Raw genomic sequence first — 18,349 nt, 5'->3', positions numbered from 1 at the left:
GGAGATAGGCTATGTTTGAGCAAATTTTAAAGGAAAGCAAAAAGTCCCCCCAAAAGATTGCAGTAGCAGCCGCCCAGGACAAGGCTGTTTTGGAAGCGGTTTTTAGCGCGAAAGAGAAAGGAATTGCTCAGCCCATCCTGGTCGGGGCTGAAGGGCAGATACGCCAAATCGCTGAGGAAATGGGTGTGGATCTTGCTGATACTCCCCTTGTCCATGAACCTAATGCCATGAAGGCCGCCTTATATGCCAGCAATCTGGTCAGGGAAGGTCAAGCCAATCTATTGATGAAAGGGATACTGCAAACCGCTGAAATTCTTAAGGCTGTCCTGGATAAGGAAAAGGGCTTGAGAGAAGCTACAACCTTAAGTCATATAGCTATTATCGAGGCTGCAGGTTTTGACCGTTTATTGTTCATTACTGATGCAGGAATGAATATTGCCCCGGATCTGAAGCAAAAGGCCGATATCATCCGCAATGCGGTGACTGTAGCTAAGGCTTTGGGAGTGCAGAGGCCTAAAGTTGCGGCCATCTCTGCATTGGAAATTGTGAATCCCAATATGCCGTCTACTCTGGACGCGGCTATTCTGACCCAGATGAATCGGCGGGGGCAGATCAAGGACTGTGTGGTGGATGGACCCTTTGCTCTGGATAATGCCTTAAGCTTGGAAAGAGCGGAACATAAAGGAATCCAGGGCAGCGAAGTCGCAGGTCGCGCCGACATCATTCTGGTGCCGAATATCGAGACGGGCAACGCTATCTATAAATCAGCCACTTGTATGGCCTCTTTCCGTTCCGCAGGCATGGTCGTGGGGGCAAAAGTACCGATTATCCTGCCCAGCCGTGCGGATAATCCTGAAGCGAAATTCCTATCGATTCTGTGCGCTTCCCGTGTGGCGGCTTATTTGGCAGAACGCAAAGGGCAAGGGTGATCATAAGGAGATAGCAAGAAAACACCAGCCGTGCTTTTCTTTAAAATCGTCGACGCTGACGATTTTGAGGAAAAGCACGGCTGCTCTTATTACAGTAATGGATGCGGTGTTTTACTGAGGAGGTGCGGGCGAATAATCTTTTTTGCTTGTCAGAATTCGAAGAATAATATATATTAAAATGTAAAAGAACAGAATTATATTTTGAGATGGCTCCTGAAAGGAGAATTAAAATTGGAGACTGACTTTGATATACAGGATAAAGCGATTATTCATGCTTTGCAGGAAGATTCCTCCATTTCTAACTTAGAATTATCAAAGAAAATTGGTTTATCTCCTTCCGCATGTCTGGCACGAACGAAAAACCTGAGAGAACAAAGGGTTATCAAGCAGTATACGGCATTTGTTGATGAAAAAAAGATCGGTATTGAATTAATCGCGTTTACAATGGTGAATCTTTCCCCGCTCAACCGGGAGATTGCCAATAATTTTTTAGCTACAATTAACGAAATACCCAATGTTCTCGAATGCTATACGGTTACCGGCAGCCGGGACTTTTTATTAAAGGTGGTAGCGAAGGATATCGCAACGTTCCGGGATTTTATTATCGATACGATTATGGCCATTCCAGGGGTGGATAAAGTAGAAACCAGCATTGTCATGAATACGGACAAACGCACGCTAACCATACCCTTGGACTTGGATCAGGTAAAATAGTGGAAGAGGAGTAATCCAGAATGCAGGAAAAGAGAAAAGCCCTGAAAGCCGCCTTTCCTTATACCCTACCCGTTATGGCCGGTTATCTATTTCTCGGCATGGCCTTTGGTATTCTTTTGAATAGTAAGGGATATCACTTTGGCTGGGCCATACTTATGAGCGTTTTTATCTACGCCGGCTCCATGCAATATGTGGCCATAAACTTGCTTACCATGGCTTTCAGCCCTTTAAATGCCTTTCTTATGACTCTGATGGTTAATGCCAGACATTTATTTTACGGACTTTCCCTTTTAGGAAAATTTAGCGAAGGGGGAAAGAAAAAGCCCTATCTGATGTTTGGGCTGACGGATGAAACCTTTTCCATTCTCTGTGCCGCGAACCCTCCTCAGGGAGTGGACCGAGGGTGGTTTATGTTTTTCGTCACTTTGCTTAATCAGAGTTACTGGGTTTCTGCCTGTGCATTGGGTGGAATTTTAGGCTCCATGGTGTCCTTTAATACGAAAGGAATCGACTTTGTCATGACGGCCTTGTTTGTTGTCATCTTTCTTGAACAATGGAAATCGCAAAAGCAGCATGCACCGGCTCTGATCGGAATAGGAGCGTCAGTTTTTTGCTTATGGGTGTTTGGACCGGTAAACTTCATAATTCCTTCAATGGCTTTGATTATTGCCGTTTTTTCACTGTTCAGGAGACCTCTGGAGAGCTTGGATAAGCTTAATAGGTTCGATATTCTCGATGGGGACGACGGCACAGGAAAAGTTCTTAAGGAGGAAAACGTCGTATGATACTCACCGCTCAACAGTCACTCATTATTATCGTCGTGATCGCTCTGGGGACCTTTCTCACCAGGTCCTTGCCCTTTCTTTTATTCCCATCCGGCAGGGAAACTCCCCCTTTTATCCTTTATCTGGGGAAGGTGATTCCCTTTGCTGCCATTGCTATGCTAATCGTTTACTGTCTAAAAAATGTATCCCTCCTGACCGCCTCATATGGGCTGCCTGAAGGGATTGCAATTGGGTTTATTGTCTTGATTCATCTCTGGAAGAATAATGTGCTTCTGAGCATCGGCGGGGGAACAGTGCTCTATATGGCCTTGGTACAATTCGTATTTGTGTAAGAGGGGGTGCCGCGGCAGCATGGCCGCCTACCCTGAAAAAGACCCACCCCGGACACCGACTTTTTCACCAAAGAGAACGTAGGTCTCATAACCTAATTTCGTTTGCTCAATAATTTCCGGGTCGATCCTAACCTTATTTTCTTCGAAAAAAAGCAGAACGGTGGAGCCGCCGAACTTAAAATAGCCTTTTTCATCTCCTCGAGCCACTTTTTGATGGGGAGTGTAAGTCTGAATGATGGAGCCTACAAAGGTAGCCCCTACTTCAATGGTAAGAATATCTCCAAAATGATCAGAATGGAAAATGCTCCATTCTCTTTTGTTTTCGCAAAAAAGCTTTTCAACCTTTTGCAAGGCAACGGGATTAACTGAATAGTAAGCTCCTTTAATACGGTGAGAGGGCTCACAGATACCGCTGTCGATAAAATGAAAGCGGTGGTAATCCGTAGGGCATAGCCTCAGAATTAAGCAAGTGCCTCTATTGTATTTTAACGCCACCTCTGGGCTTTTAATCAGTTCTTGAAGGCTATAGGTAATACCTTTAACCTGAACCAAACGGTCTAAATTAATATGTTCATAAGCCAGTAATTTCCCATCCCCCAAAGAGATGAGGGAGTCCTTATGTGGGTCAATAGAGCGGGCTGAAGGTTTTAGCTTACGGTAAAAGAAATCATTAAATGAGGAAAATTCTTTTACGTTCTTCTCCGCAATGGATAAGTCCAAATCAAATTTATGGACAAAAGGATGGATTTTCCGCCGGCTGATTCGCTGATCCAGATACCAGCCATAAAAGCTGGAGCACATTTTTTTCTTGACTACCGCTTCCAGAAGTCTCATCCCTACAGGAGAGGTATAAGTCCAGCGAATCATTTTCTCTCCGGCCACTTTTTCTGTCTGATAGGTTTGGGTTTTTCGGTCATAATATTTAATCAAGCAATTTCAACTCCTATACAGGACATTTTATGATATTTTCTCAGGTTTCACCAGAGGTTAGTGAATGAATATATTGTAAAAGAACCTCGATATTTTCTAAAGCCCTATTCCATTTAGCTTGCCCAGAGTAAAACTCTGGGATATAATAAGTAAAAAATGCCATGTGGGGAGGACACTATGTTTGATCTCTTCAAACCGACTTTTCAAGCGGATTCACTGGATAGTATACCCGTGGACGTTTTGAAGAGGGATGGTATTCGCGGGCTTATTATAGATCTTGACAACACGATGACGCCCTGGAATGACTTAGAAGTTGGACCAAAAGTTGTAGCATGGTTTGAGAAACTTAAAGCGGCAGGGATTCAGGCATGTGTCGTATCCAATAATAAGCGCAAACAACGGGTGGCCGTTGTAGCGGATCGTTTAGGAATACCTTTTGTTTTTCGGGCAACGAAACCACGTCGTAAGGCTTTTCAAGCAGGAATGAATATTTTGGGGACCGGGATTTCGGATACCGCTGTTATTGGGGATCAATTGTTTACTGATATCCTGGGAGGGAATCGTATGGGAATGTATACGATTTTGGTTCTTCCCATTAATGATAAGGAATTTATCGGTACACGGTTCTTGCGCAGAATGGAGCGGGTCTTGGTCTGGTTGATGAAGCGTTATGAAACGTCGGAGCCCCATGGTACAAAGGTACGCTAAACGAGGAATTTCATGACGAAGATGACGGAATGGGAAAACCATTCCGTTGTGCTATCCAAAAGATTTGGGGGGTGTAGGCTTGGTAAAGCATTTTGCAGTGATTGGCTGCCCGATTGCTCATTCCCTATCTCCGGTGATGCATAATGCAGGATACAAGGCTTTAGACTTAGCCGCAGACTATCAAAAGTTTCAAGTAAGCCCTGAAGATTTGGGCGAGGCTGTACTTGGTCTTAAAGCCCTGGGGTTCAGCGGCTGGAATGTGACCGTCCCCCATAAAGAAGCCATCCTCCCTTTTCTGGATGAACTGACTGAGGAAGCCAGGCGGGCTGGAGCGGTGAACACCGTAAAAGTGCACAAGGGTCGGTTGATCGGCCATAATACCGACGGTTCAGGTTTTGTTCGTTCCCTGCAGGAACATATGGAGCTCGGTGAGGGCAAGAAAATTGTTCTCCTGGGGGCTGGAGGTGCTGCTAAGGGGATTGCCATGGCCCTGGCACCTTTCGGAGTCCTGCTTTGCATTATGAATCGCACTCCTGAGCGAGGGGCGGAACTGGTGGAAAAAATACGGGAGTGGGGCGGACAGGCACGCCAAGAGGTATGGGGAAGGGGAGAGTGGCTGACACAGGCGGATTGTGTTATCCAAACGACCAGCCTGGGATTAAAAAAGGAAGACTACCCTTTTTCACTGGAAGGGATACATCCAGGTACTTTGGTGGTGGATATCATCTTTAACCCCTGGGAAACTCCTTTTTTACAGTCGGCAAAAGTCTTGGGCTGCAAGATTGTCAACGGAATGGATATGCTTCTTTATCAGGGTGTCAATGCCTGGGAATTTTGGCTGGAAGATAAGGCCCCTGTAGAATCCATGAGGAAGGCTTTGCATCAGGCCTTGGCTCAGGTGTAGCAGAAGGAGCGAGCATGAATGAGGAGAAAGAGTCAGCCTAAGGACGGCCAATCTGACAAAGCAAGGGGTTTTACCCTCCTTGAGGTCCTTCTGGTCCTGACCCTTTTGGCAGGGGTAGGCTTTGTGCTTTTGGTGAAGCTCCCTGTGGAGGCGGAAAACCGTAATTTGTCTTTAGCCAGCACTCAACTCATTCAGGAACTGCGGGATGTAAGGGCAAGCGCCCTAGCCGAAAATACCTGGTATGAAATCCGCTTTTACCCAAGCAATAATACCTATCGCATTTTTAGAGAAGGTGTGTTGGAGAAAACTATCGCACTTCCGGAGAAAATTAGTTTCGCCAATCAACCGAATACTGTGCGCTTTTCAGCAGAGGGAGTCCCTATATTTCTAGGGGGGCCAATCCTAAGCGGCAGTATATTCTTAACCAATGGAAAAGACACCAGGTACGTCATTACAGCCTTGATTACGGGAAGAGTTCGGGAAGAAATCAGGTGAGGAGGTAAGGAATGCGTTATTTGACAGCAGGTGAATCTCACGGACTAAAGCTTGTAGGAATCCTCGAAGGGGTTCCCTCAGGGGCTAAGATAGATAAGGAAAAGATCGATCAAGCATTGCAAGAACGGCAAAAGGGTCCCGGCCGTGGGGGGAGAATGAAGATTGAGAAGGATCAGGTCACTATTCTTTCCGGAGTCCGGGGGGGGCTGACCACAGGTGCGCCGATAGCCTTAGAGATTATCAACCGGGACTGGTCCAATTGGGAAAAAATTATGGCCTGGGACGATGAAGCGGATTTGGAAAGTCGTAAAGTCATCACACCACGACCGGGTCATGCGGATTTGACGGGACATTTGAAATATCGGACAGAAGTGCGCAATGTACTGGAGCGGGCCAGTGCCCGGGAGACAGCCATGCGGGTCGCCATCGGGAATATTGCCTTGCAGATCTTGGAAGCCTTAGGGGTGGAGATGGGCGGGCAGGTCCTATCTGTCGGAAAAATCCATATGGACAGCGAGGATACCCCTGAGTATTGGGAACGGGTCCAGGCTTCCGAATGGAAGGTAGGAGATCCCAAGGGTGAAGAAGCGTTATATGCCCAATTGCAAGAGGCTCGGAACAAAGGAGAATCATTGGGGGGCATACTTCGGATCCAAGTGAAGAACCTGGTACCGGGCTTAGGCTCCTATGTCCAGTGGGATAGAAAATTGGATGGCCGGTTGGCTCAGGCTGTCTTATCTGTCCAGGCGATGAAGGGAGTATCCTTTGGCATGGGCTTTACAGCAGGCCAACGCTTTGGGTCCGAAGTCCATGATCCCATCGGTTATGACAGCGGGCGGGGGTATTACCGCTATAGCAATAATGCCGGCGGGATTGAAGGCGGAATGACCAATGGGGAACCGGTGATGATTGAAGCAGTCATGAAGCCAATCCCTACCTTATACAGTCCTTTATCAACGGTTAATCTGGAGACGAAAGAAGTCATGGAGGCCAGTGTAGAGCGCAGTGATGTGTGTGCGGTTCCTGCCGCCCTGGTGGTTCTCAAGCATGTAGTGGCTTGGGAAATACTTCAGGCTGTCCTGGAAAAATTCCCTTCCGATACATGGGATGAGCTGTATAAGGCTTGGCAGGATTATAAACGATTTGTGAGTGAGCAATAGTATGAGCAATGACTTTTCTAATAATGAGATGAACCCCTATAAAAACAATCCCCCGGAGTTAGAACCTGAGGGACCTCCACATGCCGTACCAAAGGATAATATTGTTCTTGTGGGGTTTATGGGTACCGGCAAAAGCACCGTGGGCAGGCGCTTGGCCAAACTCCTGGAACGGGAGTTTATCGATACGGATGTGGAGATCGAAAGATTAACGGAAATGACTGTATCAGAAATTTTCCGCCGGCATGGAGAAACCCGTTTTCGTTCGGAGGAGCGGCTTTTGGTGAAACGCTTGGCTGAACATAAAGGGTATGTTATTGCTACGGGGGGAGGAACCGTGTTGAATCCTGAGAATTGGCAGGATTTAGCACGAAGCGGTGTTATTATCGGCTTATATGCGCCGCTGGATGAGATCTACAAACGGATTGGTTATCGCAACGACCGCCCTCTCTTAAGAGGAGACCGCCAAGAGGTTGAACTGCTGTGGGCAAAGAGACAGCCTATTTATGACCAAGCGGATTGGACCATCGATACCACCCATAAAGGAATTGAAGAAGTGGTAGAAGAAATTTTCAGCCTATATGAAGGAGGTTTTATGAATGATGCAAGGACAGAGGATTGATGTTGTCTCTGTGAAGCCCTATCCTGTTTTCCTGGGGGCCAGGCTGGAAGATCTGGGTGAGTATCTGACCACCCGTATCGGGGCTGGGGAGCATCTTTTAGTGATTACTCATCCTAATATTGCGGCTGACTATATGGATACCTTGAAAAAAGGATTAGGTGCCTTTAGTGTAAATACTCTGATTGTACCTCAAGGTGAGGACGAAAAATCCTTGAACCGTCTCAGCGATTTAACCAGTGAAGCCATTGCTTGTGGTGCGGATCGCAAGACTGTGGTCTTGGCCTTAGGCGGAGGGGTTATTGGAGATTTAGCCGGCTTCTTTGCCAGCATGTTTATGCGGGGGATACGTTATGTTCAGATTCCCACCACTCTTCTGGCTATGGTGGATAGCAGCATCGGTGGTAAGGTCGCGGTAAATCATGCTGCAGGGAAGAACCTGCTGGGGGATTTTTACCCACCTTTGGCTGTATGGACTGATTTTAGTACATTAGAGACCTTGCCTTGGGAAGAAATGCTCAATGGCTTGGCAGAGACTATCAAGCATGCTGTCATTGCTGATGGAGAACTTCTCTCCTTTATCGAAAAACACCAGGAAGAAATCAAAGCACGGAAGCCTGAGTTGTATAAGGAATTGACTTCTCGCTCCTCAGCGGTAAAAGTCAGGCTGGTTTCTGAGGATGAGACAGAACAAGGGAAGAGGATGTTTCTTAATTACGGTCATAGCTTTGGCCATGCTCTCGAGGCTGAGATGGCCTATCAAGGGATTACGCATGGACAGGGTGTCAGCATCGGCATGGTAGCGGCTGCGCATCTGGCTCATGAACGAGGATTTATGAATAATGGGGAAGTGGAACGACTGATTAAGCTTCTCAAAGGTTTCGGTCTGCCGGTAACCATTAAGAATAAAGATCCTCAAGCATTGATCAATCTTATGGGAGCAGATAAAAAGAACTACAAAGGACAAAAAGTTCTGGTCTTACCTAAAGGGATAGGTCAAGGGATCGTGATTCGTGATGCGGATAATGAGGAAATTCTAAGAGCTTGGAATAAAGTGATTGAGTAAGAAATTTAACTTCAAACATAAAAGAAAACCACGGCTTTGCGTCGTGGTTTTTTAGTATCTCTACGGTTTAGGGTCTTTGAAAAGCCTTAAAGTCGAATAGCACTAAAATAAGTAAGAAAACCTTTGAATAAGAAAAATTCTCCCTAAATTAAAGAAAGATTGTCTAATAAGAGTTCTAAAGAAGGAATTCTTCATGGAATTGGTAGAATATTATGTTTGTATCCAAAATAGGACTAAATTACTATGGAATATAGGAGAATGGTATGATTTTATGGGGAATCAACGTAAACAGGAAGGTTTTACACTGCTTGAAGTCCTTTTGATTCTTTGTTTGATGATGGTAATTATCGGTATTGCATCACCCCGATGGAGCTCAGCTGAGAATTACACTTCTACCCAAGGAGATTTAGCCAATCGAGTGCGTATCGAAGGGGCAGTGGAGCTGTACAAATTGGATACAGGAATGTTGCCTGAAGGAATTGATGCTTTATATTCACCCCCTCCGGGAATAAAAGGCTGGCGGGGGCCTTACCTCAGACAAGATTTTGTCAAACCTACCCGTAATGGAGAAAGTTATGAACTTAATGAGCGAGGTAAAGTCATCCCATGAAAAGTTATGGTGAAAAAGGCTTTGTTCTCTTGGATGTCATCCTGGCCCTCTTTCTTTTTACCGTAGGTTTTGTGGCTTTGTATGGTTTAAGCGAGAATGCTTTGGCTGAAGCGGACCAAGCCCTTCGTCTTACGGAAGCGGCCAATCATGCTCAAAGTATCATGGAAACCTTAGGGGCGGAGTCTTGGCTCGACAACATCCATAGAGGACGCATTATTCCTGGTGGAGAAGTGGGAGGGGAAGAGGGGCTTTTCCGCTGGAAAGTTCATGCCGATTGGGACATCCCGGACGAACTTTTGAGAGTTAAGGTAGAGGTTTCCTGGCCGGAACAAGGAAATGTTCAGAGTTATGCCTTAGAAAGCCTCTATTCATTGCAATGAATCCAATAGTCCCGATTAGGCGGAGGGGCTTCGTTATGCAAAATATTCGAGGGAATCAAAAAGAGCGTTTAGACAGAATAGGACAGGATAGGGGCTTTACCTTAATAGAAGTTTTATTTGCCCTTTTAATAACCGGCATACTTTTAACTGTCGCCTTGAGGTTTTTTACGGGGAGTGGAATACCAGCCGGACCATAAAAGATAAAATGGAGGCTCATTATGCTGTGGTCACTGCCGGAAGATGGGTGAGTGATGCCATCCGCGAAGCCGAGTCGGTTCAGTGGGCCCATCTAGGAAAATGGACTCTGACAGTAACCCCCAGCGGGGAGACCTATAGTGACCAGTATTATCTTGATGATAAAGATTATGATGGGGTTAAAGATTTGTATCGTTATCATAAAGGTGCCCATAACCCCGTAGTGGGCGGGATTGTGGATTGGAATTGCACTCAAGGAGTATCAGGGTTGTGGACGATAACCTTTCAAGGAGAAATAGGGAAGCAGAAGGTTTATTGGCAGGGAAGGATCAGAGCAAGGGACGAGGTGAATTAGGGTATATTACCCTCTTAATCCTCATTCTCGTTGCCACATTTTCGTCGTATGGTTTGGAAATGTATGTGAAGGCCCATTCGGAAAATAAGATTGCCCGGCGGGAGGTGAGCTCCCGTCAGGCAATCTACGGAGCTGAAGGCGGTATTGAATGGGCTAAGGTGATGCTGGAAAAGGATCCGACCTTTATGGGAGGAGACATCAGCATCGGGGAAGGTACAGTGAAGGTTAAGGTCATAGCCAGGGAAGGAGATTATACTATAACTTCTTTGGCTCAATACGGCCGGGCCCAACGGAAGCTTAAAGTGGAACTGGAAAAGGTGGACGGGCGTTGGCTGATTACAAAGTATCAGGAGATTCACGGGAATGAATAAGATACCCCTTTGGCTGAATCGTCGCAAGAGGGCTGGAGGCCAGGAGAGTTTTCGAGAAGAGTGGAAGCAACAGACCTCCCGTGAGGGAGGATTTGGACAATATTTAATAAGTCAACAGAAAATTGACTTCGGTCAGTTGTCCAGTGCTTTACAGGAGCAAGAAAAAACAGGCGCCCGTTTGGGAGAAATTCTTGTCCGGCATAAGGCACTCGCCTTGGAGGAATTGCTCATCGAGCTTAGCAGATATCTGGGTGTCGTTAAAGTGGATTTGACTCAGGTCGATATCGACCCTGAAGTAGCCTCCCTGCTGAGTGAGCAGGCTGCATTGCGTTATGGTGCTATTCCTGTAGGACTTAAGGATAGAATTTTGCAGGTCGCCATGTTTGACCCGGGAAACCATCGTTATGTGGAGAATATTCGGATATTAACAGGTTTTGAGGTCGAGCCCCTGCTGGCAGAGGAGGCCCAGGTGGTGACGGCCATCAAGAAATATCTCACTGTGGAGAAAAGCATTGCGGAACTCACCTTAGGACAGGATGAACTATGGGGCAAAAGGAGGGGGCGGATAGATACACTTGATTCCGAGGAGGGAAAAGATGCCCCAACGATTCAGTTGGTGGATTTTCTGCTTCGGGATGCCATTATGCTGGGAGCCAGTGATATTCATTGGGAGCCGGGTGAGGTGGTAATGCGAGTGCGTTACCGGATTGATGGGAAGTTGGAAACCAAGCGTACCTTTCCCTTGGGGGTTGTCCGAAATGTGCTGGCCCGGATTAAGATTATGTCCGGCATGGACGTGGCGGAGCGGAGGCTGCCCCAAGACGGAAGAAGCAGCTTTTTTGTCAGCGGAAAAACGATTGATCTACGAGTATCCAGCCTCCCAACGGTCTATGGGGAGAAAATCGTAATACGTATTCTGGATCAGGATACGGCACAACGTTCCTTGCAATCTTTGGGGATGAGCGGATCGGTTGAAAAGAGTATTCAACGCTTAATCAAGGAGCCCCACGGAATTATCCTCGTAGTAGGTCCTACCGGCAGCGGGAAAACCACTACCCTTTATGCTTTGCTGCAAGAGCTCATTTCTGAGCAGCTTAATTTGGTCTCCATCGAAGATCCGGTGGAATATCAGTTGCCCGGAGTTGTATCTGTTCAGGTTCAGCCAAAGATTGGTCTAACCTTTGCCCAAGGGTTGCGCTCCATATTGCGACAGGATCCCGATGTAATTATGATTGGGGAAATACGAGATGAAGAGACAGCCCGCATTGCTATTGCTGCGGCCTTGACGGGCCATTTGGTTTTGTCTACCTTGCATACCAATACAGCTGCTGAAGCGTTTACCCGCCTTTTGGATATGGGTATAGAACCCTATCTGGTGGCGGCCGTTTTGAGGGGAGTTCTGTCACAACGTTTGGTTCGCCGTCTTTGTGAACATTGTAAAGAACTTTGGCGCCTGGATTCCCATGAAAAAGATGCCATGGATTTACCGGAGGGCATCCAGCAGGTATTTAGAGCAAGAGGCTGCCCTCAATGCCGGGGCACCGGTTATTCCGGACGTATCGGCATCCACGAATTACTGCTTTACCACCAGGATATCAGGGATTTGGTGTTGGAAGGTCAAGGCGCAGGGGCAATAGAAGAAAAAGCTATTGCCAATGGAATGATCCCCCTGCGCCGGGACGGGTATAGCAAAGTACAGCAGGGCTTAACAAGCCTGGAGGAAATCTGGTATTCAACCAGCGGCATAATGAGATGAGGAGAAGCCACTCAAAAAGTATACAGAGTGCGGGGAATGAGGGATGGTTTATGAGATGTCGTACCTTTGCATGGAGGGCTTTGGATCAAGAGGGGAATATACTCGAAGGGATTTGGGAAGTCCGGCAGGGGAGAGAAGTCAGAAGCCGTTTATTTGCCAAAGGATATTACCCTTTATCCATCAGCCCCCGCCGCCGCAGGCTTTTCGATATCCTCTCATACCTTGAATTCCTGAATAAGAAAAGTGATCAACTAAGGATCTGGGCAGGTATCACTCAGCACCTATCCCTTCTTTCAGGGGCTGGTCTGCCTTTGCTCAAAGCTATTAATATTTTGGAAAAGCGGAGTAAGGGACTGCGGATAACACCCTCAGCCTGGAGTGGGGCGAAAGAACAACTGGAAGCGGGTGTGGAATTATCAGAAGCCCTTGACTTCCTGATACCCCCTCCTACACCTTATATCCGGGCCATGGTTCAGGCCGGTGAACGTGCTGGCAGATTGCCGGAGATTCTCGATAATCTTTCCAGAGACCTTTTTGAGGAGCATACTTATCGTCACAGACTCAAAGGCGCCCTGGCTTATCCTCTATTCTTGCTTGTGCTGACATTAGGGTTGATTTATGTTCTAAACCGCTTGGTTTTACCTGTATATGAACAGATCTTCCTAGATATGGATGCTGAATTATCAATTCTGACTCAAGTCATATTTCAGGTCTCCCATGGTTTGCCGTTTTTGGTCCTGGGGGTGTTAATCGTGGGAATTATTTATTTTCTCGTTCTGCGCTTTCGTCGGCCGGATGATTGGAGAGAGAAACTATGGGATGCACTGAGTAAGGTACCTCTCTTTGGAAGAATATATAAGCTTAATGATTATCTGCAATTTTCTCAGGTGCTGGGGACATTACTGGAGGCAGGAATTCCACTTCTGGAGGCCTTAAAGCTGACCCAAGGGGCAGTACTCACCTCTTCTATGAAAAGAGTGGTCGGAGACCTTGAGGAAGGGGCACGGACGGGGAAGGGGCTGGCTGCTGTTCTGGTCAATCGATCCGATTTTCCTGGGGATGCGGCACAGATGCTTGAGGTAGGAGAGGAATCGGGTCAATTGAGTACAATGCTGCATCACCTAAGTCGATTGTTTCGGATGGAGCTTGAAGAGCAGATGAATAAAGTGCCCCACCTGGTGGGACCGCTGCTCGTCATGGTTTTAGCGGGAGTCATCGGCCTGGTGGCTGTCGGTGTACTATTGCCTATCTTTGATTTGGGGACGCACCTTCAATAGGGAGGAGTTTTGATAAAGGGAGAGTAGGATATGATGCACTTTGGGCAGAGAAAAAGAGGCAAAGGACAGGAGGGCTTTACCTTAATTGAAATATTAATGGTGGTCTTTATCATAGCCATACTGTCTGCAATCATCATTCCCAGGGTAAGTGCAAGTTCAGAAACAGCACGGAAGAACTCAGATATTGCTACAGGTCATCAAGTGAAGTCTGCTTTAGATCGTTATCAAGTGGAGAATGGGAGATATCCAAAATCCGCCGAAGTAACCCAAGATGGAGGGAATATTTCTATACCTGTACTTATCCCTAAATATATCGCCAAGTTGGGTGTGCACACTACACAGCAAGAAGTGTCTGAAGGGAAAAAGGGCTTTGGCATCGGAACCTTGGCTGCCGATGGGTCCATACCTGAGGGTAGCCAGACCCATCTTATTATGCTCTATCTCACTGCCGATGGATCGGCTGCGGAAGTACGAGTCTATGACGCAAACTTAACCAAGGTACTTTGGAGCTCAGCTAATTAAGCCAGCGAGCTCATTGAACTAACCTTCAGTGATACATCATTATTTCCATAATAGAAAGGACGAAGCGAGTGGGAGTTGAATTCAGTATATTATCCGGAATAGTGGGGGTGATCATCGGGAGCTTTTTAAATGTGGTGATTTATCGTGTTCCTCAAGGAAAGTCTATTGTTTTCCCCGGTTCTCATTGTGCCGCATGTGGTCATAATCTTCGCCCTTGGGAACTGGTTCCGGTTCTAAGCTTTCTCATCTTAAAGGGACGATGTGCTCAATGTCAGGAGAAGATTTCATGGCGTTATCCCTTAATTGAGGTCCTCAATGGATGTTTGTATTTTTATGCTGCTTGGCTAAACAAAAGTGGCTCATTTCTCCAGTTGGGGATCAATTTCTATTTTCTATCTGTGCTTTTAGTTCTCGCTGCTATTGATTGGGATACCTACAGTCTGCCGGATGTTTTCACTCTTCCTTTACTGGGCGTCGGCATTATGGCAGGCTTTTTTCTGCCCCAGGGTCCATCGGGGTGGGAAAGTCTGGCTACAGCTCTGGGGGTAGGTGGAGTATTTTGGATGATCACTCGGATCTATCCTGAAGGGATGGGCTTGGGGGATATAAAGCTTATTGCCGGACTGGGCGCATTTTTGGGGTTTCCGGAAGCTTTAATAGCTATTTTCATTGCTAGCTTTACAGGGTCCATAGGTGGACTTTTGATCCTATCCTTCAAAAAAAGAAGTTACAGGGATCCGATTCCTTTTGGACCTTATTTGGTATTGGGGGCTTGGATTGTGTTCTTTTGGGGACAAGATATCCTTTCTTTTTATAATTCTCTGTTTTGATATTGGTTTTTGGAGGATTTGATGCATGATGTTTGCAGATCAAGGTCGAGTCTGTGTTGAACTAACCGATCACGAACTGCGTTGGCTTTGGTATACCCAAAAAGGGAAGGACAAGTGGTCTTTTCTACCTACTCAGTTCGAGATTACCCCTCTTCCCAGAGGGTTAATAAAGCAGGGCAAGATTCTCCATCCAGACACCTTCCTGGCGATTTTACAAGGATACCTTGAGCAACGAAAGGCGGATTTCAAATTCTATCGTAGCCCAAAGATTTGTATTGGGTTACCTCTCCAGAACCAATTCATTCGTGAGTATCATTTGCCTTGGGTGAAAAAAGGAAACCGTGCCGGACTTCTTCACTATCTGGCGGAGGAAGAAATCCCTATTCCTCAAGAAGAATTGGTTTACGATTACTCCCTTGAAGAGCAAAAGGAGTCATCCCAGGGATTGAAGGTGATTTTATCAGGGATAAGGGATTCGGTTTTATCTCCGGTCATTCTTTGCTTTAGGAAAGCAGGCTTTGAGATTAACAGGGTATGCTTTTCTCAGCTGGCTTGGGGAAAGGCATTGGGGTTTGGCTCAGATGGGAATACTCTGTTTCTCCGGGAAGATGAGGGGCAGATTCAATATATCTTCTATAAAGGAAGGATACCTGAGATCGTTCGCAGCCTTCCCTTCGCCCTTCAATCCTTCGGCGAGAAAGAATGGAATCATGAGATTTATCGGATGCTGCTCTATCTTTCATCACTTCATGACCAAGTGGAGTTGAATAGAATCCTCTGGGGCCAGAACAGGGAGGCCGAAAAAACAGGAAAAAGAATAGGGGAATACCTAAAGGGCGTCGGAGGAAAAGTACCCGCCTTGCAAGGGGTGGATGAAGCTTTCTATGCTTTTTGGGGAGCGAAATCTTTCGATGCCTTTCATTCTTATGACCCGGAAAAGTACTTAACCGTATTAGGGCTGGCCCTTGAGGAGGAGAAATGGGCGCTGAATAATTTCCATAGAACCGAAAATCTAAGGAAAAAGGAACAACAGATAAAGTGGATTGCCGCAGGGGTCATGTTGCTTGTGAGTATAAGCGGTTCGGGAATGCTTGTATCCACCCGGCAGACCCTTGATAGCTTGCAGGTAGAGGCTCAACGGCTCAGTGAAATAAACACCAGCCAGGCTTGGGAGAATGAGAAGCAAACTGCCCAAAAGCAGACCTGGGATAAGATTGCGGGGAACCCCACCGCTGTGGGTCAGGGGATAAAGGAGTTAACAGCCAATGCACCTAAGGGGATTCACCTTGAACGGATTGAGATTAAAGGGCGGACTTTGTCAATACAAGGCCTTGCCACAGAATCCCTGGAGGTTCAAAGGATGTTTCAGCAACTTCAAGCATTAGGATGGGGGAAGGTCCAATTGGCAAAATATCAAACAGCAGGGGATTCAATTAGGGAGGGAATGCTGATTCAATTCGTTTTGAAGGCGGAGGGATATGATTAAAAAGAAAGAGATCATGAGGAAACACCTCCCAAAGCTCAGCCATATCGTCCTGTTAACCCTGGTGATTGTGCTCTGCCTGATTGGTGGGATATTGGTTCTTCGCCGACAAGAGGTTGGGGCTCTTCGCAAAGAGATAAGCCATATAGAAGGGCTTATCCTTCAGACTTCGGCAAAAGAGGCTGCTTCAGATCCATTGCTGATGGATGATTTGCTTGTGATCATGGATGAATGTGTTAAGGGTTTCACGGATGAAAAGCTAACGGTCTTTTCTTATCATCTTGAAGGGATTCTTGAAGGAGAGGTTAATCCATCTATTCTCCGCTTCGCATTAATTCGTTTACGGGTGCAAGGCTCGTGGGCAGAGATAGAGAGAGGATTAACCCATATTGAAACCATGCCCCGGGGTGGTATTCATGTGGAAGAAGTAGTTTTAGAAGAGAATGGGGGAGAAATTCTCCTTAAGCTCTTTTTCCTTGAACCTGACAATCTCTCTTAACCATAAGATGGGTAAGAGGGGGTGGACCCAGTGGAAGACTATCTGATTCAACCGGGAGATACCTTTTACCGGCTTGCCCAAAGATGGGGGGGAACCTGTGAGGAGTGGCAATTAGCCAATCCGGGGATGAACCCGGATTATCTGCAAATTGGCCAGAAGGTTTATCTTCCCCGATTGGCGAATCCCAGAGGGAATGAGCACTATGCTGTTATTACACCACATCAGGGAATGGAGTATTCGGGAGATCATCTTGACGAAGTGGAGATGGAAGTCGAGGGAGTAAAGTTCAGAATCAAACGGATAGGGGAAAGTAGAATTCCTCATGAAGTTCATCTTACAGTACCGAGAACCGAAATACGTAAGATTCAGCCTTATGGTGATAATGGTCCCTGTGAAGTACAGATTATGCTAAGTAATGTCAATCTCATTCATTCTCCCCGCTTAATGAGCGATCGGCCCCGCACTGAAACCCAGAATAGCGGTACAACCCAAGGTAATCAAGAGAATGCTCAGCAGAATAATAGCGGAGCGCCGGAACTTTCTCAAGTCAGGGAGCTTTACTCCGATGTGCGGCAGGATCGGCCTATTTTTTAGTCATTTGACGACCGATGGAATCCCTTGATATGGCAAAGAATAGAATATCATGACTTTTTGGGCGTATGCTAATATTCGTTTTTAGAAAATGATCTTACACCTAACCGTAGGGAGAGACCTCTGTGGTATTCTGAAAGGGAAAAAACCTTCCTTTTCGGATGTTCTGAGGGTCAATCTCTACGTTTTTTTGTCGTGGACACTGGTGGAAAGAAGAAAATTATGATAAAATTCTGGGGTGTACGGCGTGTATTAAGGAAGTGAATACTATGGGAAAGATTTGGGTGCTTCATGGCCCTAATTTGAATTTGTTGGGACGACGTGAGCCGGATAAATACGGGGTTCAGACTCTCGAAGAAATTAACAAGGAACTTATACATAAGGCTCAAACTGCAGGAATTCCTATACAGGTGGAGCAGACCAACTTCGAAGGGGAGTTAATTCAGTGGATTCATAGTATGGGACCGGATGACTTTCTGATTATTAATCCTGGAGCATGGACCCATTACAGCTACGCTGTACGGGATGCCATAACCAGCGTTCAGGTGCCGGCTATCGAGGTTCATTTATCCAATATCCATGCCCGGGAAGAATTCCGAAAGACCTCGGTCATTGCTCCTGTCTGCCGTGGACAAATTTCCGGCTTGGGTGGAAAAAGCTATAGTTTGGCCTTGGATTATGCCCTGGAGGTCTTGACACAGAATTAAAGAAAGTTCATTATATAGGAAGCTTGCTTGTTCACAAGCTTAGCCGACTTATCCTCTGTGAGGACAATTAAGAAGTAAATTTGGTTCGATTGGGATAAGCTAAACAACAATAAAAATGAATATTTAGGAGGATA

At 46.4% G+C, this 18,349-nt stretch carries 24 protein-coding genes; 23 read left to right on the top strand and 1 reads right to left on the bottom strand.

Annotated elements, in window-relative coordinates; all coding sequences use genetic code 11:
* The first annotated feature begins 11 nt into the window (after nucleotides 1-11).
* The 4 genes from DESPCE1_RS0114885 (at nucleotide 12) to DESPCE1_RS0114870 (ending at nucleotide 2,760) form a co-directional block, all read left to right on the top strand.
* Nucleotides 12-929, top strand: coding sequence for a phosphate butyryltransferase (locus DESPCE1_RS0114885; protein ID WP_019850917.1), 918 nt, complete (start codon nucleotides 12-14; stop codon nucleotides 927-929).
* 231 nt (nucleotides 930-1,160) lie between these two features.
* A complete protein-coding gene (locus DESPCE1_RS0114880; RefSeq protein ID WP_014794758.1) occupies nucleotides 1,161-1,643 on the top strand; it encodes an Lrp/AsnC family transcriptional regulator in 483 nt (160 codons plus the stop codon).
* Between the two features lie 20 nt (nucleotides 1,644-1,663).
* On the top strand, nucleotides 1,664-2,428 hold the full coding sequence (locus DESPCE1_RS0114875; RefSeq protein ID WP_019850916.1) for an AzlC family ABC transporter permease: 765 nt from the start codon (nucleotides 1,664-1,666) through the stop codon (nucleotides 2,426-2,428).
* Entirely contained in the window at nucleotides 2,425-2,760 is a 336-nt protein-coding gene (locus tag DESPCE1_RS0114870) for a branched-chain amino acid transporter permease (protein WP_019850915.1), read from the top strand. Before DESPCE1_RS0114875 ends, DESPCE1_RS0114870 begins: the two co-directional genes overlap by 4 nt.
* Nucleotides 2,761-2,787: 27 nt before the next feature.
* On the opposite strand, the gene DESPCE1_RS0114865 is transcribed toward DESPCE1_RS0114870, so the two are convergent.
* Nucleotides 2,788-3,690 (bottom strand): phosphatidylserine decarboxylase, encoded by a 903-nt coding sequence (locus DESPCE1_RS0114865; protein WP_019850914.1) that lies wholly within the window; start codon nucleotides 3,688-3,690, stop codon nucleotides 2,788-2,790.
* A 177-nt stretch (nucleotides 3,691-3,867) separates the two neighbouring features.
* Between DESPCE1_RS0114865 and DESPCE1_RS0114860 the strand changes: the two genes are divergently transcribed.
* The 19 genes from DESPCE1_RS0114860 to aroQ all read left to right on the top strand — a co-directional run bounded on the left by DESPCE1_RS0114860 (nucleotide 3,868) and on the right by aroQ (nucleotide 18,215).
* On the top strand, nucleotides 3,868-4,398 hold the full coding sequence (locus DESPCE1_RS0114860) for a YqeG family HAD IIIA-type phosphatase (RefSeq protein WP_014794754.1): 531 nt from the start codon (nucleotides 3,868-3,870) through the stop codon (nucleotides 4,396-4,398).
* Nucleotides 4,399-4,477: 79 nt separating this feature from the next.
* Nucleotides 4,478-5,302 (top strand): shikimate dehydrogenase, encoded by an 825-nt coding sequence (aroE, locus tag DESPCE1_RS0114855; protein WP_019850913.1) that lies wholly within the window; start codon nucleotides 4,478-4,480, stop codon nucleotides 5,300-5,302.
* An 18-nt stretch (nucleotides 5,303-5,320) separates the two neighbouring features.
* Entirely contained in the window at nucleotides 5,321-5,797 is a 477-nt protein-coding gene (locus DESPCE1_RS0114850) for a prepilin-type N-terminal cleavage/methylation domain-containing protein (RefSeq protein WP_014794752.1), read from the top strand.
* Nucleotides 5,798-5,808: 11 nt separating this feature from the next.
* Entirely contained in the window at nucleotides 5,809-6,957 is a 1,149-nt protein-coding gene (aroC, locus tag DESPCE1_RS0114845; RefSeq protein ID WP_019850912.1) for a chorismate synthase, read from the top strand.
* 1 nt (nucleotide 6,958) lies between these two features.
* On the top strand, nucleotides 6,959-7,576 hold the full coding sequence (locus DESPCE1_RS0114840) for a shikimate kinase (RefSeq protein WP_014794750.1): 618 nt from the start codon (nucleotides 6,959-6,961) through the stop codon (nucleotides 7,574-7,576).
* Nucleotides 7,557-8,639 carry a 3-dehydroquinate synthase gene (gene aroB, locus DESPCE1_RS0114835; protein WP_028305589.1) on the top strand — a complete coding sequence of 361 codons (1,083 nt, stop codon included), beginning with the start codon at nucleotides 7,557-7,559 and terminating at the stop codon, nucleotides 8,637-8,639. The genes DESPCE1_RS0114840 and aroB overlap by 20 nt, the downstream gene beginning before the upstream one ends.
* A 193-nt stretch (nucleotides 8,640-8,832) precedes the next feature.
* Nucleotides 8,833-9,249: a type II secretion system protein GspG gene (locus DESPCE1_RS0114830; protein WP_014794748.1), complete on the top strand. Its 417-nt coding sequence runs from the start codon at nucleotides 8,833-8,835 to the stop codon at nucleotides 9,247-9,249.
* Nucleotides 9,246-9,629, top strand: a complete 384-nt coding sequence (locus DESPCE1_RS0114825; protein ID WP_014794747.1) for a hypothetical protein — start codon at nucleotides 9,246-9,248, stop codon at nucleotides 9,627-9,629. The genes DESPCE1_RS0114830 and DESPCE1_RS0114825 overlap by 4 nt, the downstream gene beginning before the upstream one ends.
* 35 nt (nucleotides 9,630-9,664) lie before the next feature.
* Nucleotides 9,665-9,826, top strand: a complete 162-nt coding sequence (locus DESPCE1_RS23825) for a type II secretion system protein (RefSeq protein ID WP_019850910.1) — start codon at nucleotides 9,665-9,667, stop codon at nucleotides 9,824-9,826.
* Nucleotides 9,827-9,852: 26 nt separating this feature from the next.
* A complete protein-coding gene (locus DESPCE1_RS23820; protein WP_242835398.1) occupies nucleotides 9,853-10,179 on the top strand; it encodes a hypothetical protein in 327 nt (108 codons plus the stop codon).
* Complete coding sequence (locus DESPCE1_RS21495; RefSeq protein ID WP_242835397.1) at nucleotides 10,095-10,550, top strand: hypothetical protein; 456 nt, start codon at nucleotides 10,095-10,097, stop codon at nucleotides 10,548-10,550. Before DESPCE1_RS23820 ends, DESPCE1_RS21495 begins: the two co-directional genes overlap by 85 nt.
* The gene (locus tag DESPCE1_RS0114810) at nucleotides 10,543-12,306 is read left to right on the top strand and encodes a GspE/PulE family protein (RefSeq protein WP_014794744.1); all 1,764 of its coding nucleotides are present in this window, start codon (nucleotides 10,543-10,545) and stop codon (nucleotides 12,304-12,306) included. The genes DESPCE1_RS21495 and DESPCE1_RS0114810 overlap by 8 nt, the downstream gene beginning before the upstream one ends.
* A 50-nt stretch (nucleotides 12,307-12,356) precedes the next feature.
* Nucleotides 12,357-13,583, top strand: a complete 1,227-nt coding sequence (locus DESPCE1_RS0114805; protein WP_019850908.1) for a type II secretion system F family protein — start codon at nucleotides 12,357-12,359, stop codon at nucleotides 13,581-13,583.
* Between the two features lie 33 nt (nucleotides 13,584-13,616).
* Complete coding sequence (locus DESPCE1_RS0114800) at nucleotides 13,617-14,105, top strand: type II secretion system protein (protein WP_014794742.1); 489 nt, start codon at nucleotides 13,617-13,619, stop codon at nucleotides 14,103-14,105.
* A gap of 68 nt (nucleotides 14,106-14,173) precedes the next feature.
* Nucleotides 14,174-14,935: an A24 family peptidase gene (locus DESPCE1_RS0114795; RefSeq protein WP_019850906.1), complete on the top strand. Its 762-nt coding sequence runs from the start codon at nucleotides 14,174-14,176 to the stop codon at nucleotides 14,933-14,935.
* 25 nt (nucleotides 14,936-14,960) lie between these two features.
* The gene (locus tag DESPCE1_RS0114790) at nucleotides 14,961-16,421 is read left to right on the top strand and encodes a PilN domain-containing protein (protein WP_019850905.1); all 1,461 of its coding nucleotides are present in this window, start codon (nucleotides 14,961-14,963) and stop codon (nucleotides 16,419-16,421) included.
* Nucleotides 16,414-16,917: a hypothetical protein gene (locus DESPCE1_RS0114785; RefSeq protein ID WP_014794739.1), complete on the top strand. Its 504-nt coding sequence runs from the start codon at nucleotides 16,414-16,416 to the stop codon at nucleotides 16,915-16,917. Before DESPCE1_RS0114790 ends, DESPCE1_RS0114785 begins: the two co-directional genes overlap by 8 nt.
* Before the next feature lie 21 nt (nucleotides 16,918-16,938).
* Nucleotides 16,939-17,511 carry a LysM domain-containing protein gene (locus tag DESPCE1_RS0114780; protein ID WP_028305586.1) on the top strand — a complete coding sequence of 191 codons (573 nt, stop codon included), beginning with the start codon at nucleotides 16,939-16,941 and terminating at the stop codon, nucleotides 17,509-17,511.
* A 266-nt stretch (nucleotides 17,512-17,777) separates the two neighbouring features.
* Nucleotides 17,778-18,215: a type II 3-dehydroquinate dehydratase gene (aroQ, locus tag DESPCE1_RS0114775; protein WP_019850903.1), complete on the top strand. Its 438-nt coding sequence runs from the start codon at nucleotides 17,778-17,780 to the stop codon at nucleotides 18,213-18,215.
* Nucleotides 18,216-18,349: the final 134 nt, after the last annotated feature.

This window comes from Desulfitobacterium sp. PCE1 (genome assembly GCF_000384015.1).
Lineage (GTDB): Bacteria > Bacillota > Desulfitobacteriia > Desulfitobacteriales > Desulfitobacteriaceae > Desulfitobacterium > Desulfitobacterium dehalogenans.
This window is presented reverse-complemented; position numbering and strand designations above follow the sequence as displayed.

Coding starts and splice junctions, on each gene's coding strand:
- DESPCE1_RS0114885 (WP_019850917.1), top strand. CDS start 12: ATGTTTGAGCAAATTTTAAAGGAAAGCAAAAAGTCCCCCCAAAAGATT.
- DESPCE1_RS0114875 (WP_019850916.1), top strand. CDS start 1,664: ATGCAGGAAAAGAGAAAAGCCCTGAAAGCCGCCTTTCCTTATACCCTA.
- DESPCE1_RS0114870 (WP_019850915.1), top strand. CDS start 2,425: ATGATACTCACCGCTCAACAGTCACTCATTATTATCGTCGTGATCGCT.
- DESPCE1_RS0114860 (WP_014794754.1), top strand. CDS start 3,868: ATGTTTGATCTCTTCAAACCGACTTTTCAAGCGGATTCACTGGATAGT.
- DESPCE1_RS0114850 (WP_014794752.1), top strand. CDS start 5,321: ATGAGGAGAAAGAGTCAGCCTAAGGACGGCCAATCTGACAAAGCAAGG.
- aroC (WP_019850912.1), top strand. CDS start 5,809: ATGCGTTATTTGACAGCAGGTGAATCTCACGGACTAAAGCTTGTAGGA.
- DESPCE1_RS0114840 (WP_014794750.1), top strand. CDS start 6,959: ATGAGCAATGACTTTTCTAATAATGAGATGAACCCCTATAAAAACAAT.
- aroB (WP_028305589.1), top strand. CDS start 7,557: ATGCAAGGACAGAGGATTGATGTTGTCTCTGTGAAGCCCTATCCTGTT.
- DESPCE1_RS0114830 (WP_014794748.1), top strand. CDS start 8,833: ATGGAATTGGTAGAATATTATGTTTGTATCCAAAATAGGACTAAATTA.
- DESPCE1_RS0114825 (WP_014794747.1), top strand. CDS start 9,246: ATGAAAAGTTATGGTGAAAAAGGCTTTGTTCTCTTGGATGTCATCCTG.
- DESPCE1_RS23825 (WP_019850910.1), top strand. CDS start 9,665: ATGCAAAATATTCGAGGGAATCAAAAAGAGCGTTTAGACAGAATAGGA.
- DESPCE1_RS0114810 (WP_014794744.1), top strand. CDS start 10,543: ATGAATAAGATACCCCTTTGGCTGAATCGTCGCAAGAGGGCTGGAGGC.
- DESPCE1_RS0114805 (WP_019850908.1), top strand. CDS start 12,357: ATGAGATGTCGTACCTTTGCATGGAGGGCTTTGGATCAAGAGGGGAAT.
- DESPCE1_RS0114800 (WP_014794742.1), top strand. CDS start 13,617: ATGCACTTTGGGCAGAGAAAAAGAGGCAAAGGACAGGAGGGCTTTACC.
- DESPCE1_RS0114790 (WP_019850905.1), top strand. CDS start 14,961: ATGATGTTTGCAGATCAAGGTCGAGTCTGTGTTGAACTAACCGATCAC.
- DESPCE1_RS0114785 (WP_014794739.1), top strand. CDS start 16,414: ATGATTAAAAAGAAAGAGATCATGAGGAAACACCTCCCAAAGCTCAGC.
- aroQ (WP_019850903.1), top strand. CDS start 17,778: ATGGGAAAGATTTGGGTGCTTCATGGCCCTAATTTGAATTTGTTGGGA.